The following is a 15,309-nucleotide window of genomic DNA, read 5'->3' on the forward strand; positions in this document are numbered from 1 at the left end:
ATGACTTTTAAAGTTAGGCAATTAAATCCTATGGATAAATACTCTATTTCGTTTTAAAGTCGGCTCCAGGCTTGAAATAATCAGCATCTACTTTAACAAATTTTATGTCAGATAAAGTAGCAAGTCCTAACTCATTGGTAAGTCCGTTTCCATCTTTCCATCCCCAGAAAACCCATTTAGTGGCCATAGGAATACCATCGACCATTTTATAATCTAAATATTGAATCGCGTGAGGATCTTTTTCAGCTTCTTCTTTACCCGATTTTACGCTAACAATATAAGCTGCTTTTTCTAGTAAATTTGTCGTTTTATCAGCATAAACTACGTACCAATCATCTGGTGCGTCACCGGTTCCTGATTTGAAAGTTAATTTTTCAGTGTTATAATTTTCAAAATCTTTTTCTTTATTAGCATACGCATTCCATATCGTTCCCGGATCAGATAATTTATAAGGGAAAAGGAAAAAATAACTCCAGGTGAACGCATCAAAACGAACTGATTCCTCACTAGGAATTGTAGGGGAGTAGTACACTTTATCTTTATTGAATATTATTTTCGAACCATTTTTAAATTCAATTACGCCTTCAGTAGAATTGGTGAGCGTAGTGAACTTAGCATCCATTCTTTCTTTTCCTCCAAACTCTAATTTAAAATCAAACTGCACGGCTTCTTTAGCTAAAAAATCCTGTTTGTGATGTGCATTTTCAACTTTATCTGTAAATTTTAAGTTTTCTTCATTCGGTTTACATCCTACTGCTGTAAGAAGGATTGCGGTTAAAACGAGGGCAATTTTGTTCATTATGAATTGTTTAATTATTATATTGATTGTTATTATTGTGTTTTTTATGCCATCTAATTTATTGTCACGAAATAATTATCCGTTTACAGGATGTTTTTTTTATAGTACTCAAGCATACTTTCAGTAGAATGTCCTAGTTTGCGTTTAAGATGAATGATACTAAAATGGTATTGTAAACGCCAAACCCCATTCTGTTGATATCTTCTGGCCGATGTAATTACATAGTCTGGAATGACGATAAATTGCTTTTTGGCGTAAAGCCTAGAAATTATTTCATTATCCTCATAAATCATAAATTGCTCATCAAATCCCTTTATTTCCTCAAATAATCTTTTGGTTACAAATAACGATTGATCGCCGCCACGGCAGGAAATGTGATTGAATCGCGTGAACCACTGCGAAACCATTAAAACCGGATGTTCGTAATCAAACTTTATTCTGAAACAACCTGCCTGATTCCCTTTTTGGACTACATCATTGATAATACGGTCAAAATTAGTCGGCGGAAAACTATCACAATGTAAAAAATAGAGAATGTTTCCTCTAGCGGCTTTGGCTCCCACATTCATTTGTTTGGCTCTTCCCTTTGCAGCTTGAATTAATTTAATCTTTGAATTAGTACTTACTGTATCTTGAGAACCATCCGTACTTCCGCCATCGACGACTATGATTTCGATTTTATGGTTTTGAAAAGCATGATTTTCAAGATGCGATAATAGCTTACTTATGCGACTTACCTCGTTAAAAATAGGAATTATTATCGAAATTTTATTCATTCAATTTCCAATTGTAGTCTTTGTAATTCACTTTTGCTTTACTACTAATTTTGATAGTACTGTACTGGTTTAAAAAATCAATTACAGAACTTTTTTTCTTAAAATCTCCGGAGAACCAATCAAATATTTTTGAGATTTCGATTTTATTTGCAGTGATAGTGTTCTTCGTCTTATCGTTAATAAAACTTTTAGAAACAGCTACTAATTGCTTTTCTAATTTCGTTTCAGTGTAAGCTTCATTTAGTAAATTAGGGCAAGAGAAAGAAGCGCAGTTTATGGCAAAATGTATTCTTGGTTCATCCATTTTACGAAGTATTTCGTGCTCAATTTCTTCTAGATTGTATTTCTTGTTTCCTAATGAAATGAACTTTTTACCCCACGGATCATTAATTTCCTTTATACTTTTAGTTGGATAATTGTCTAAAATTAATTTAACGGTATAGGCATTGTAGGCATTGATCCAGTAGGCAAGTGTAGCATTCTTTGACCATGATTTTGTAGGAACATTTCCCGATAATTCATTAAGATACGCCTGAAGTTCTTTGCTGTCTTTTTGAAAGGCCTTATAATTTACATTGCCGTTTTTAGAAACATTTTTTTGTAATAATACATTCCATTTAGCATGATTCATACTTTGAAAATCTGCTGTTGCAGTACTAGTTTGATTTGCAGTGGTTGGAATTTCCGGATTGTGTTTGGTTTTTCCACATGAAAGTAGTGGTAGTAGAATGAGTATTATAAAATATTTTTTCATGGGTACATTTATTAAATTATAAGGGAATAGACAGTCATAGAAGTTGTTCCTGATAGCAGAAAGAAACTATTTTTTAAAAGGATATATTTCTTGCTTGATAAAATCTGTTGGAAACTCAGTTTCATCGTGAAAACCAAGTTCGATATCTCTTCCGTCTGTAGGTATGTAGTTGGTTTTGAATAGATAATCCCATACACTTAGTGAGATTCCGAAGTTGACACCGTGTTTATTGGGTATTTTTTTACTGTGATGCCAAATATGCATTTTTGGATTGTTAAAGATGTACTTTAGAAAACCATAGTCCCAACCTATATTAGCGTGGTTTAGATGACCTATTGCAATGGCGATGAAATGCACAATAAAGACATCTTCAAGATTTACACCACCAATAAGAATTATAGGAATGTAAAGAATTGATTTGTACACGATAGGTTCCATCCAGTTGTATCTAAAATGGGCCGCAAAACCCATTTCCTTCACGCTGTGATGGGTCTTGTGAATTTTCCATAAAAAAGGAATCATGTGCAATAAGCGATGAACATTCCATTGCAGGAAATCGCTTATGAGGAAGAATACAAACAAAGCTAAAGGCTTTGGTAATTCGGAGATAGAAAACAGCTGTATAGACGTTAATTCCAATCCAAACAAATGGAGTCCGTCATTAATTAACTGTTCAGTTACATTAGACAATGCTATGAGAAGAATTAAATTGAGCAAGAAAAAATTAAAAAAGAGATAGAATAAATCCAGCCAAAAATCTTTTCGAAAAATAGCTTGTTGCTTTCTCCAAGGAAAAGTAAGTTCAAGGAACCATACAACCAGAGAAATGGCAATTAATCCATAAAAGTAGTTGTCCCAGTTCCAGTATAAAATTTCATTTTTCAGATAATTAAAATAACCGCTGTAAGAATTTAGTAGTATATCAATGTATTTTTCCATTATTGGTAATGTTTTTTATTTACTATAGCAGGTTTAAGGCAGCTATATTATACTGGCTTTTTTCTAAATCTTCAAAGGTGTCAATATCATTTAATATGTCTAAAACGCCTACTTTCTGATGCTTAAAATCGCTCATCGTAGCTGCAAAAACCGAATCCGTTCCCCAATCTTTATTTTTGAATACCGCTGGATTTCCTTTTTTTAGTCCTAATAAATAGTAACCACCGTCTTCAGCAGGACCAATTACCACATCATGATTTAAAAGTTTTTTAAACGCTGTTTCAATTATAATCGATTTCAGATCGAATAAATCACTGCCTACAATGATACAGTTTTGATACCCCATTTTGAAAAGACTCTCAAAAGCTTGATACATTCTTTGTCCTAAATCACCTTCAGATTGTAGCTTTTTTTGATAAAACTCAAGAGACCAAATGTCCTCTTCGATAATATTAGTATCATAAAAAACAAATTTATCACAGTCGATAGCCTGGGTTTCATTTCTAGTATGCAATAGCAAATCGTTATAAACAGTCAAGGCCTTTTCGTCACCAATGATTTTTGCCAATCGGGTTTTTACTTTTCCTATTTCAGGATTTCGGGTAAAAATTATAAGTGCATCAGTTTTCATAAACCTTAATTCCTTTTTTTAAATAAATACTCCATGCTTTGTTGTAAGTATGTATGCTGTCTGTAACTTTATTTTGATTGTTTACTACTTTTTCGCCATTGTTTTTATATTCGAAAATACCTCCGTACAAATTGTAGACATTTTTGTATCCTAGTTTTTGTAGTTTTTCACCTATTTGTTCACTTCGGACACCAATAGAACAATAGACAATGATAGTGGCATTCTTATCTTTTAGGTTTGCAGTAACTTTTTTGGAATTAAAGTGATCGAAACCTACGGGAATAGCATTTTGAATGTGACTCACTTTGTATTCTTGTGGTTCTCTAGCGTCTAAGAAAACTAAGTTTTTTTTCTCTTTCAGTTCATTCACTTTAATATATGGAACCGTTTCTTTATTGAATTTTTTCAATGCTTGCTCAATGTTATTTTGCGCATGAAGCGTTATTGAAAATAAGAAAGCAATAAAATAAATATAGTGGCGCATATTATTTTTTTATAAAGGTATTTAATTTATTAGACGTCTAAAAACTAATTTCCTTACAGAAAAGTTAATTTAATTATCAAGCAGTAGACGAATTATTTATGCGGGCTCCCTTATTCGATCTATGAAAAAATAGTTCAATCTACTATTTACTGGGAAACTTCCCTTTAAATAAAGAAAACCCCATACAAATTAACATACGATTAAATCACACTATTAGTTTTTCTGGTCGTTAATACGTGAAACAGAATATTACAGAAAAAACTTAAATTCGGCACTTCAAAAAACAACTCGTAGAGAGCTATTTTGATGTAGACGTTGTAAATGAGATCTCTTAGAAGAGCGGATTTTTGAGGAAAATAATTATAAAATCCAACTGCTTCTTAAACGATTTTGTAAGCTCATTATATTCCGTACGGTTTTAATGACAATTCATTTAGCCATGCTTTGCCATATTTTGTATTTAAATATTCTGAAATCATGCGATTGTTTTTAGATGCTCTGCTAAAGGAAAAAGGATCAACGGCACAATTCTCTATGATCAGTCCAATTCCATATTTCGTTTTGAAATTTAGATATTCTTGAGGTACCTTATTATCTATTCCGTGAATAATGAAATTTAAAGTACTACTAATATCCGATGCCTTCTTTGATTCTGTACTACCGCTAAAAGTGTTTTTATTCACTTTGTAGCCTTCTTCATCATAGCAAGCGATAGTTTTAGTTAACATTCCATTGTCCCATTCCTTTTCGGTATATATCGTACCGCTATTGTGATACGATTTCCATACTCCAACTCTAACACCTTCTATGAAAGTCCCAATTGCTTCCAAGTTCCCGTTGGTGTGAAACATTTTCCATTCGCCAGTTTTCATTCCGTTTGAGTACTTCCCAATTTGATGTAAATTTCCGTTCTTATAAAAATACTTCCATTTTCCATGTTTGATATCCTGGGTAATTTTTCCCTTAGCTTCTAGATTTCCATTTTGATAGAAGTCCTTCTGTATGGTACAAGAAGTGAATGTCAAAAAAAATATTATAATTAAGAGGGACAGATTTTTCATAATTCTTTTTCGCTACGGGTTATATTGACTGTTTGCGTGAATGACAAACTTTATAGAAGATTACAATAGCTAAAGTATAAATAAAATAGCGCACTTTGTAAAATAAATATTGTTTTACCCAAGGTTAGTGCGCTTTATATACTTTTGAAAAGCAAATCGTAATTGAATTTTAGATAACGAAACAATATATAAGATTGGGGTGCAAAGTGTTTTTATCTGAACATTGTTAAGCAATTACAAGTATAAAAAAAAATTTACTTCTAGAACTTATCTATCATCAGATGCTTGTAATTGTATAATTTTTTAAGGGCTAAAGTGTTAATTATATAAATCCTTTTACAATTTATGTAATAGTTTCTATAATGAGATATGCCAACTTTGTGACAAGGATAATAATTAAAAAACTAAGATGAAAACAGCTGCTAACGGATTTAATAGAACTATCGACCTTAAAAATGTTTCAATTTCATATGATGATTTAGGTGAAGGCGCAATTCCTGTAATTTTTCTTCACGGTTTTCCATTTAATAAATCAACGTGGAAAAGTCAATTGGAAAGTTTACAATCATCAAGGCGGGTAATCGCTTTTGATCTTCGTGGATTTGGAAAATCGCATGACGAAAAAACAGCGTTAAGCATTGATTTATTTACTTCCGATTTAATCGAATTCATGGATAAACTCGCCATCGAAAAAGCAATTATATGCGGACTTTCGATGGGCGGATACATAGCACTAAATGCCATACACAAATACCCAGAACGTTTTGAAGCTTTGATTTTGTGTGATACCCAATGTATCGCAGACACCGCAGAAGGAAAGGAAAAGCGTTACAAAGCTATTGATGAAATAGAAAATGGTGGTTTAACCGAATTCTATGAAGGGTTTATTAAAAAACTTTTCCATAAAGACTCAATAAGCAGCAAGAAGGAAATTGTTGCAAACCTAAGTACTGTTGTCTTTTCTAATTCCCAATCAAGTATTACTAGAGGACTTATTGCCATGGCAGAACGCTCTGAAACCTGTAGCACTTTAGGTCAAATTTCAATACCTACGCTAATTATTTGCGGAAGGGAAGATGAACTAACTCCGCTTGAGCAATCGGAATTTATGAATGGGAAAATTAAAAATTCTAAACTGAAAGTTATTGATAACGCAGGACATGTATCCAATTTGGAACAACCGGCAGAGTTCAATAATTACCTGAGTAATTTTCTAAACGAATTAAGTTAAGAAACGACGGTCTACTGTGATTATTTAGAATATTAATATTAGAGCGAGAGATCCGAGCCTATCGAAAGCCGTTACGTTGTTTTTGTTTGCTTGGAATTCAAAATTAATAAACCTATAATAGCAGATATTAAAGAACCGATTAGAACTCCAATTTTAGCCGAGTCAAGAAAAAGCGGACTGCTTTCGAGTGCTAAACTTGCTATGAAAATCGCCATCGTAAATCCGATACCAGCTAAGAATGAAACTCCCACAATTTGGCGGTTGCTAATATCTTTTGGCACTTCAATAAGTTTTGCCTTTTTTGCTATAAGAACAAGAGAAGTAATTCCGATACTATTACCAAAGACCAAGGCTATAATTATATTTCTCATCAAATCAGTATCCAGATCAATATCGCTGCTAATCATTACACCAGCATTTGCTAAGGCAAAAACGGGAATAATAAAATAAGCGACCCAGCCATGCAAGCTGTGTTCAAGATTTTGAAGCGGAGATTGATACTTTCCAGTCCATTCCCCTAAATTATCTACTTGCTGCAGTTGTTCTTTTGAGAGAATTGGTTTTTTAAGAACTACAGCTCCTTTAATTTTATCAGTTATTGCAGTTAAATTATCTAGAAATTCAGGAGTATCAATTTTTTGTCTGATCGGTACAGAAAAGGCTAAAAGTATTCCCGCAAGTGTAGGATGTATTCCTGATTTTAGAAATAAAAACCAAATAACAATCCCAAAAAGAATCATTACTATTTTCGAATAATACCCTTTAAAGGAGACGATATATAAAACAGCTAATAGCCCAAGTGCCGCAACTAACAGCATGATGTTAATATTAGCGCTGTAAAATAATGCGATTACTAAAACCGCTCCCAAATCATCCACAATTGCAAAAGCAGTTAGAAAAACTTTAAGACTAAGCGGAATGCGATCTCCTAAAATCTTTAGTACGGCTAGCGAAAAGGCAATGTCAGTGGCCATAGGTATTCCCCAGCCACTTTGAGTTTCAGGATTTTGATTTAGAACAGTAAAAAACAAAACTGGAAACGCCATTCCTCCAATTGCTCCTAATAATGGAAATGCTATTTTTTTAGCTGAATTCAATTCGCCGATGAGGAACTCTCGTTTAATTTCTAATCCTATTAAAAAGAAGAATACGGCCATTAAACCGTCATTGATCCAAAGTATTAGAGGCTTATATAATTCGAAATTATGAATGGAAAAACCAACTTTATACTGCAAAATATCCTGGTATAAATCTCCAGCTGAGGAATTGGCCCAAAGAAGTGCAGTAAGTGTCGCGGTGAGCAATAAAATTCCACTAAAACTTTCAATCTTAATAAATTTTTGAATAGGAGTAAGGAGTACTTTTTTTATCATAGTTGTTTTTAATTTTTGGAAAAATCCAATAGGGCTTTAGACCGCGGACTTTAAACGAAGATTATTTTTTATAGTATACTTATAAAGCTATTAGCTGTAATTTAGGAAGCTTTATATTTTCTAATCGGATACTATTCAGAGTGCTTAATCTCCAAACATACGAAAAATAAAAAAAAATTAAAAGTAGATGGAGGCTGAAACACCCAATAATGCTAAAGTTTCACTTAAGTTTAACATTGAGTCTGTGCGAAGACTTTTTCTTCTAAACGAATTATTGGTCACTTATGGTTTGTAGAAAGTTGAAAAAAGGAGCCTAAGTTTAAAATAAAGGTAGAAATGGAAAGTAATGCATCAGTATCACTTGTGGTATTATCTCTACTCGAAATTGATTTTATGATTTCAATAGCCTTTAGTTTGGATCAGTATGATGGTTTTGAAAAAGAAATAGTCAAAAAAATTGACATTCATTGCAAAACTGATTTGCAGTCAGGACATTGTGCTCAACTATTGTATTACTGTATTTTGATTTTAACATCATAAAGAGTAATTGTGTTTCTGTATCTTTACTATTTCAAGCCTACTTTAAAAATCTTAAACAGTAAAAATATGCTACAAAAAGTACTAATTGAACGAAAGATTTACGCATCGGAAGAACATAAGATGATGAAAGAAATGATCAAGGAATTCATTTCGAATGAAATTATGGATCAGCTAGAGGAATGGGAAAAAGCAGGAATGGTTAGTCGCAAAATATGGAAACGCGCTGGCGAATTAGGATTGTTATGTATAGATATGCCTGAAAAATATGGTGGCGGCGGATTAGATTTTTCTTTTAACGCTTTGTTTATCGAAGAATTTGCTAAAAAAGGAATTAGTGGCCCTGGTTTCTCCTTGCATTCTGATATTGTGGCTCCTTATCTATTAAAATATGGAACGGAGGGACAAAAGCAAAAGTATTTACCACAAATGGCCAAAGGAGATATGATTACCGCCATAGGGATGACGGAACCAAATTGCGGAAGTGATTTGAAAGCCCTTCGAACCACAGCTGAAGACAAAGGCGATCATTATTTAGTAAACGGACAAAAAACATTTATCACTAACGGCTTTATGTGCGATATGGCAATTGTAGCGGTAAAAACAAATGTCAATACTGATCAAGAAGGAGTGACCTTACTTATTATGGAATCCTCGATGGAAGGATTTAGCAAAGGAGTTCCCTTTAAAAAAATCGGGATGAAATCTCAGGATACCTGTGAATTGTTTTTCGATAAAGTGAAAGTGCCAAAGGAAAACAGATTAGGTGATGAAAAAATGGGTTTTAAGATAATGATGGAGGAATTAGCTCGGGAAAGGCTAACGGTTGGTGTTACAGCAGTTGCAACTGCTCAAGGAGCTATCGAAAATACAATCGCCTACACCACCGAAAGAACGGCTTTTAATACCACCATTTCCGGCTTTCAAAATACCCAATTTAAACTAGCGGAATGTACCACCCAATTGCAAATACATCAGGCTTTTTTAGATCGATGTATTGAATTGTTAGTGGATCATAAATTAACCACTGAAACCGCTTCGATGATTAAATATTCGGCTACTGATATGTGTGGCAGTGTAGTAGATGAGTGTTTGCAATTGTTTGGCGGTTATGGTTATATGTGGGATTACCCAATAGCTCGTATGTATGCTGACAATCGTGTTGCTCGTATCTATGCAGGAACAAATGAAATCATGAAAATAGTAATTGCACGAGGACTGTTTAAAGAAAAATTGGAATGATTTTGTATTTAACCTAAATATCGAACTTCATTTCTCGAACTTGAATGCTGTTTTTTGATACTAGTGATTTTTTAATATATTTGCTAAAACGTTTTAGAATATCTTAATTTTCAAAATTATGATGTTAACTAATTCTATTTTAGATTTGCATTAGCCAATATCCATTAAAATCATAAATAAATGAATACAGAATTATATCCTTTGCAATTTGACCCAATTTTAAAAGAAAGAATCTGGGGCGGTGAAAAGCTAAAAACGGTTCTTAATAAACCAATTGAGTCAAAAATAACGGGAGAAAGTTGGGAATTATCAACTGTAGAAGGCGATGTAAGTACTATTGCAAATGGAGTTTTGAAAGGAAAATCATTGACAGCAATTATCGAGGAGTTTCCAAACGAAATTTTAGGAACAGCAGTTTATTCGAAATTTGGAAAACAATTTCCATTGCTTTTTAAATACTTAGATGCACGCGAAGATTTGTCGATTCAGGTTCACCCGAATGATGCATTGGCTAAAGAACGCCACAACTCTTTTGGTAAAACAGAAATGTGGTACATCATGCAAGCTGATATTGATGCGCGAATAATTGTAGGTTTCAAAGAAGATTCAAACAAGGCGGAATATGTCGAGAGCCTCGAAAATAAAACATTATTGAATTTGCTCGATGATGTAAAAGTAAAAGCAGGCGATGTTTTCTTTCTAGAAACAGGAACGGTTCACGCCATTGGAGCTGGACTAGTAGTTGCTGAGATTCAGCAAACTTCAGATATTACTTATCGTCTTTATGATTTTGACAGGAAAGATGCTCAAGGAAATACAAGAGAGCTACATATTGACTTAGCTCTTGATGCGATCAACTATGATAAGGTAGATACTTTTAAGGAATACACAAAAGAGATAAATCAATCTAATTCTATTGTTGATTGCCCTTATTTCACTACTAATTTCGTTCCGTTGAATGGAGAAATTATCTTGAATAAAAACGGAGAAACATTTACAGTGTATATGTGTATCGAAGGTGATTTTGAAATTGAATATCATAATTCGACATTTAGTTATAAAAAAGGGGATACAATTTTAATTCCTGCAGCGATGAAAAATTACCTACTCAAAGGGAAGGCTTCCATTTTAGAAGTTTACATTTCATAATTGTTTTTTTCGAATAAATTAAAAGAGATTAAAAGTATAGAATTCGCCATAAAGCGGATTCTATACTTTTTTTTTGATTTACATAATTTTATGATAGTGACGGATTCCAAAGTTTTTGCTTATTGTTTTGATAGTTTATTAACAATAAAAAAAACATATTATTCAAAGTAAATATTTACTAAAACGTTTTTGTAGAAGTTTTTATATATATTTGGGATAATATTAAGAGAAAATAAACCTATTAGATGAAGAAGATTACTATCAAAGATATTGCCTTAGAAGCTCAGGTTTCTATCTCTACGGTTTCTTTTGTACTCAATGATAAAGGGGAGAAAATGGGCATTAGTCCAGCGGTCATAAAAAAAGTTCAAGACATCGCAGCTAAGTTAAATTACAGGCCTAATATGATCGCAACTAGTCTAAGGACTGGAAAGACAAAATCAATAGGACTTATAGTTGAAAATATTGCAAATCAGTTTTTCTCTTCTCTTGCCAGAGTAATTGAAGAAGAGGCGAAGAAGAAAGGGTATAGAGTTTTTTACTGCAGTACAGGAAATGATGAGGAAAGGTCGGCAGAGCTGGTGCAAAGTCTACTTCAGGCAAATGTGGATGGCTTTATTATTACTCCAACAGAGAAGCTCGACAAAAGTATTGATCAGCTTTTAAAAATGAAAAAACCCGTTGTCTTAATCGATAGGTATTTTCCAGGACAAGAAGTGAGTCATGTGGTGATGGATAATTATGAAGGAGCTTTTTCAGCAACAAATTTTTTAATCGAAAAGGGGCGACGTAAAATAGCTTTGATTAACAATAATTCTGGCATGGTTCAAATGCAATTGCGAGAAAAAGGATATGTTGATGCATTGAAAAAAGCTGGTATTTACGATGAAAAATTGATTCTTCACCTTGATTACCACAGTAGCGAGGAGGAAAAAGTAGAAGAGCTGATTAGTTTTTTTAGAAATAATAAAACAATTGACGGTGTGCTTTTTTTAACAAATTATATGGGTCTCGCAGGTCTTCAGGCTTTTCAAAAAATAGGTTTAAAGTTGCCTGACGACTTGGCTATAATTAGTTATGATGATCATTATAGTTTTAGACTGCATTCACCAACGATCACCGTTGTCGAACAGCCAATAAATACTATTGCAGTAAAAGCTGTTGAATTGCTTATGGATCAAATGATAAATGATCATGCTGTGGTCGAAAAAGTTGTTTTAAAAGGGAATATAATAGTGAGAGAATCAGTGTGATTAAAATTTTCTAATATTAATTTTTTTTCAAGGAAAATTTAAAAAAAAATCTAGCTGCTCTAGTTTACTTCAAAAGGTTTAAAAATGCCATTATAATGAATTTTAGAAAAGGTTTTTATTGGTTAGTGATCATTTGTTTGACAAATTTTTCATTGGCAGTGCATGCTCAAAAGAGCGTGATGGTTTTAAAAAGTGGTTGGGAATTTCGTCAGCAGGGAGCTACTAATTGGAATGCAGCAACGGTACCTGGTGAGGTTCATTCTGATTTGTTGAATAACAAAATGATTCCAGACCCTTACTATCGCGACAACGAAAAGAAGGTTCAATGGGTTGAAAAAGAAAACTGGGAATATAAAACTTCCTTTTCAGTAATTCCCAAAACTCAAAAACAAAAACATATAGAATTAGTTTTCGACGGACTGGATACCTATGCTACGGTTTACCTTAATGACAAATTAGTACTAGAAGCTAATAATATGTTTCGGCAATGGAGAGTTGATGTCAAGCCTCATTTGCGTTTAGGTGAAAATCAATTGAGGATTGTATTTCAATCGGCACAAAATGTGGTTGATTCATTGGCCAAAAAAGAGCTACCATTTATAATTCCAGATAATCCACGTGCTTATGTTCGAAAAGCCCAGTATCATTTTGGTTGGGATTGGGGACCTAAATTAACCACTTGCGGCGTTTGGAAAGAAGTAAGACTCGAGGCCTACAACAAAAATCCAAAGGAGAAAGAATATGTGCCAAGTCGAAAAGTCGAATTAGTACAGCAGCCAGACAGTTTGGGGAAATCGTTTTACTTTAAAATCGATGGCAAGCCAGTTTATATGAAAGGCGCTAACTATATACCTTCAGATGCTTTGCTTTCAAGAGTAACAAAAGAGGAATACGAGAAAGTGATTAAAATGGCCAAAGATGCCAATATGAACATGCTTCGTGTTTGGGGCGGAGGTATTTATGAAGATGATTATTTCTATGAATTATGTGATAAATACGGAATTAATGTTTGGCAGGATTTTATGTTTGCTGGAGCAATGGTTCCTGGCGATGAAGCTTTTTTTGATAATGTAAGAGAAGAAGTAAAATACCAGGTGAAGCGTTTACGCCACCATAAGAGCATCGTTTTATGGTGTGGAAATAATGAAGTTGACGAAGCTTTTAAAAACTGGGGTTGGCAGAAAAAAATGAAAATGTCCAAACAGGATTCGACTCGTTTATGGAAAGATTATGTAAGATTGTTTCAAGACAGTATTCCAAAATGGGTTAAGGAAGTTGATCCTACAAGACCATATATTAGCAGTTCACCGTTGTTTGGTTGGGGAAGAAAAAAGAGTTATTCTGAGGGCGATAGTCACTATTGGGGAACTTGGTGGGGACTAGCAGATATCGAAGCAGTACAGAATAAAACTGGTCGTTTTGTGAGTGAATACGGTATGCTAGCGATGCCAAACTACTCAGCTATAGAAAAGTTTACTGCTGCTGAAGACCGCCATTTATTTTCGGATGTATTAAAAGCACATCAAAAAGCGGGCAAAGGTTTTACGAAACTGAACTCTTATTTAAATCGGTATTTTATTGATTCGACTAAAGTCGAGAAAATGGAACTTAAGGATTATACGTATCTAACGCAATGCTTGCAGTATTATTCTCTAAAAAATATTATAGGAATTCATCGTTCTAAGGCGCCTTATAATATGGGAACTTTGGTGTGGCAGTTAAATGATTGTTGGCCTGTAGCCAGCTGGAGTGTTACTGATTATTACAATCGCCAACCTAAAGCGGCTTGGTATGCCATTCGAGAAGCCTATCGCGATGATATTGTTCCTGATATTGACTTAACTCGTCCTATCGATTTGAAATTGGAAAACCCAAATATAACTTGGAAAAGAAGAGGCAATAAAATCACATTAAAAGCGACCAATGCAGCAAAGTATGTCTATGTAGAAATTGAAGGTTACACCGGTAAATTAAGTAACAACTACGTGGATTTAGAGGCTGGAAAAGAACTGAAAATTTCATATGAAGGTAGATTAGAGAAGCCAGTTATTCGTGTAACGTCTTTGTATGATGTTCTTAATAGATACAATTGAATATTATAAATTGTTATTAACATTACTTAGATTCGAAATAATTAAAGGAGAAACGGCGAATAGCTGTTCAGTCAAAGTTTTATCGAATAGTAGAAGCAAATTCATTTCACCATCGCTAATAAAAAGTAGCAACATATGAAAAACATATTTTATTTAGTGTTATTTTTTTCTCTATCGTCAAGTACGATGGATAGATCTAATCTTGACTTGAAGATTATGACTTTTAATATTCGATACGATAACCCAGATGATAATAAAAATAACTGGAAGTATCGAAAAGAAGAAGTAACAAAAATGATTCGTTCTAATGGAGTTGATATTCTTGGAGCTCAAGAAGTTTTAGCGAATCAATTGAAAGACATCTCGGAGAAATTACCCGACTATAATGCAATTGGAGTAGGAAGAGAAGATGGAAAGGAGAAAGGTGAATTCAGTCCAATATTTTATAAAAAGGATAAATTTACGGTAGTCAAATCAGGCTATTTTTGGTTGAGTGAAACACCTGAGAAACCGTCAAAAGGATGGGATGCTGCTTGCGAGCGAATTGCAACTTGGGCTCAGTTAAAAGATATTAAAACAAATAAAATGTTATTTGTAGTTAACACCCATTTTGATCACGAAGGAATGATTGCTAGGCAAGAGAGCGTTAAATTAATAAAAGAGAAAGTGGCGCTTTTAAGTGAAGGTTTACCTCTAATTATTATGGGAGATTTTAATGCAGAACCTGAATCAAGTGTTGTAAAGCAAATGCTTTCCTCTGCTGAGGCTATAACTATTTTTGATTCACGTTCTAGGACTTCAAAGATGTATGGGGAGTCTTGGACATTTAACGGGTTTGGAAAAGTTCCTGTTCAGCAGCGGCTAATTATAGATTATATTTTTGTCAATAAAGATGTAAAAGTTAAGAAACACAATATTCTTTCTGAAACAGCAAATGGGATGTTCATTTCAGATCATTCTGCTGTATTTATCGTAGTTTCTATTTGA

General features: G+C 33.5%; 15 protein-coding genes. 7 read left to right on the forward strand and 8 right to left on the reverse strand.

The features are described 5' to 3' along the window. Window positions 1-43 precede the first annotated feature (43 nt). The 7 genes from E0F98_RS10930 to E0F98_RS10960 form a co-directional block, all read right to left on the reverse strand. Window positions 44-799, reverse strand: a complete 756-nt coding sequence (locus tag E0F98_RS10930) for a hypothetical protein (RefSeq protein ID WP_132111359.1) — start codon at window positions 797-799, stop codon at window positions 44-46. Between the two features lie 83 nt (window positions 800-882). Then, window positions 883-1,575, reverse strand: coding sequence for a TIGR04283 family arsenosugar biosynthesis glycosyltransferase (locus tag E0F98_RS10935; protein WP_132111361.1), 693 nt, complete (start codon window positions 1,573-1,575; stop codon window positions 883-885). Then, entirely contained in the window at window positions 1,568-2,329 is a 762-nt protein-coding gene (locus tag E0F98_RS10940) for a DUF547 domain-containing protein (RefSeq protein ID WP_132111363.1), read from the reverse strand. Before E0F98_RS10940 ends, E0F98_RS10935 begins: the two co-directional genes overlap by 8 nt. 66 nt (window positions 2,330-2,395) lie before the next feature. Further along, window positions 2,396-3,268 (reverse strand): sterol desaturase family protein, encoded by an 873-nt coding sequence (locus E0F98_RS10945; RefSeq protein ID WP_132111365.1) that lies wholly within the window; start codon window positions 3,266-3,268, stop codon window positions 2,396-2,398. A 22-nt stretch (window positions 3,269-3,290) separates the two neighbouring features. Next, entirely contained in the window at window positions 3,291-3,899 is a 609-nt protein-coding gene (locus tag E0F98_RS10950) for a TIGR04282 family arsenosugar biosynthesis glycosyltransferase (protein ID WP_132111367.1), read from the reverse strand. Continuing rightward, window positions 3,889-4,383, reverse strand: coding sequence for a rhodanese-like domain-containing protein (locus E0F98_RS10955; protein ID WP_132111369.1), 495 nt, complete (start codon window positions 4,381-4,383; stop codon window positions 3,889-3,891). Before E0F98_RS10955 ends, E0F98_RS10950 begins: the two co-directional genes overlap by 11 nt. A gap of 401 nt (window positions 4,384-4,784) precedes the next feature. Then, window positions 4,785-5,444 (reverse strand): toxin-antitoxin system YwqK family antitoxin, encoded by a 660-nt coding sequence (locus E0F98_RS10960; RefSeq protein WP_132111371.1) that lies wholly within the window; start codon window positions 5,442-5,444, stop codon window positions 4,785-4,787. A 409-nt stretch (window positions 5,445-5,853) separates the two neighbouring features. Between E0F98_RS10960 and E0F98_RS10965 the strand changes: the two genes are divergently transcribed. Then, the gene (locus E0F98_RS10965; protein ID WP_132111373.1) at window positions 5,854-6,675 is read left to right on the forward strand and encodes an alpha/beta fold hydrolase; all 822 of its coding nucleotides are present in this window, start codon (window positions 5,854-5,856) and stop codon (window positions 6,673-6,675) included. Window positions 6,676-6,746: 71 nt separating this feature from the next. On the opposite strand, the gene nhaA is transcribed toward E0F98_RS10965, so the two are convergent. Next, window positions 6,747-8,048, reverse strand: coding sequence for a Na+/H+ antiporter NhaA (nhaA, locus tag E0F98_RS10970; protein ID WP_132111375.1), 1,302 nt, complete (start codon window positions 8,046-8,048; stop codon window positions 6,747-6,749). A gap of 336 nt (window positions 8,049-8,384) precedes the next feature. Between nhaA and E0F98_RS10975 the strand changes: the two genes are divergently transcribed. From E0F98_RS10975 to E0F98_RS11000, 6 genes are all read left to right on the forward strand, one after another. Then, entirely contained in the window at window positions 8,385-8,588 is a 204-nt protein-coding gene (locus tag E0F98_RS10975) for a hypothetical protein (RefSeq protein ID WP_132111377.1), read from the forward strand. A gap of 66 nt (window positions 8,589-8,654) precedes the next feature. Continuing rightward, window positions 8,655-9,827: an acyl-CoA dehydrogenase family protein gene (locus E0F98_RS10980; protein WP_132111379.1), complete on the forward strand. Its 1,173-nt coding sequence runs from the start codon at window positions 8,655-8,657 to the stop codon at window positions 9,825-9,827. Between the two features lie 180 nt (window positions 9,828-10,007). Next, window positions 10,008-10,976 (forward strand): type I phosphomannose isomerase catalytic subunit, encoded by a 969-nt coding sequence (locus E0F98_RS10985; RefSeq protein WP_132111381.1) that lies wholly within the window; start codon window positions 10,008-10,010, stop codon window positions 10,974-10,976. 245 nt (window positions 10,977-11,221) lie between these two features. Continuing rightward, the gene (locus tag E0F98_RS10990) at window positions 11,222-12,229 is read left to right on the forward strand and encodes a LacI family DNA-binding transcriptional regulator (RefSeq protein ID WP_132111383.1); all 1,008 of its coding nucleotides are present in this window, start codon (window positions 11,222-11,224) and stop codon (window positions 12,227-12,229) included. 95 nt (window positions 12,230-12,324) lie between these two features. Beyond that, window positions 12,325-14,322 carry a glycoside hydrolase family 2 protein gene (locus E0F98_RS10995; protein WP_132111385.1) on the forward strand — a complete coding sequence of 666 codons (1,998 nt, stop codon included), beginning with the start codon at window positions 12,325-12,327 and terminating at the stop codon, window positions 14,320-14,322. A 135-nt stretch (window positions 14,323-14,457) separates the two neighbouring features. Next, window positions 14,458-15,309 carry an endonuclease/exonuclease/phosphatase family protein gene (locus tag E0F98_RS11000; protein ID WP_132111387.1) on the forward strand — a complete coding sequence of 284 codons (852 nt, stop codon included), beginning with the start codon at window positions 14,458-14,460 and terminating at the stop codon, window positions 15,307-15,309.

This window comes from Flavobacterium hiemivividum, from assembly GCF_004349145.1.
Taxonomy (GTDB): Bacteria; Bacteroidota; Bacteroidia; order Flavobacteriales; family Flavobacteriaceae; genus Flavobacterium; species Flavobacterium hiemivividum.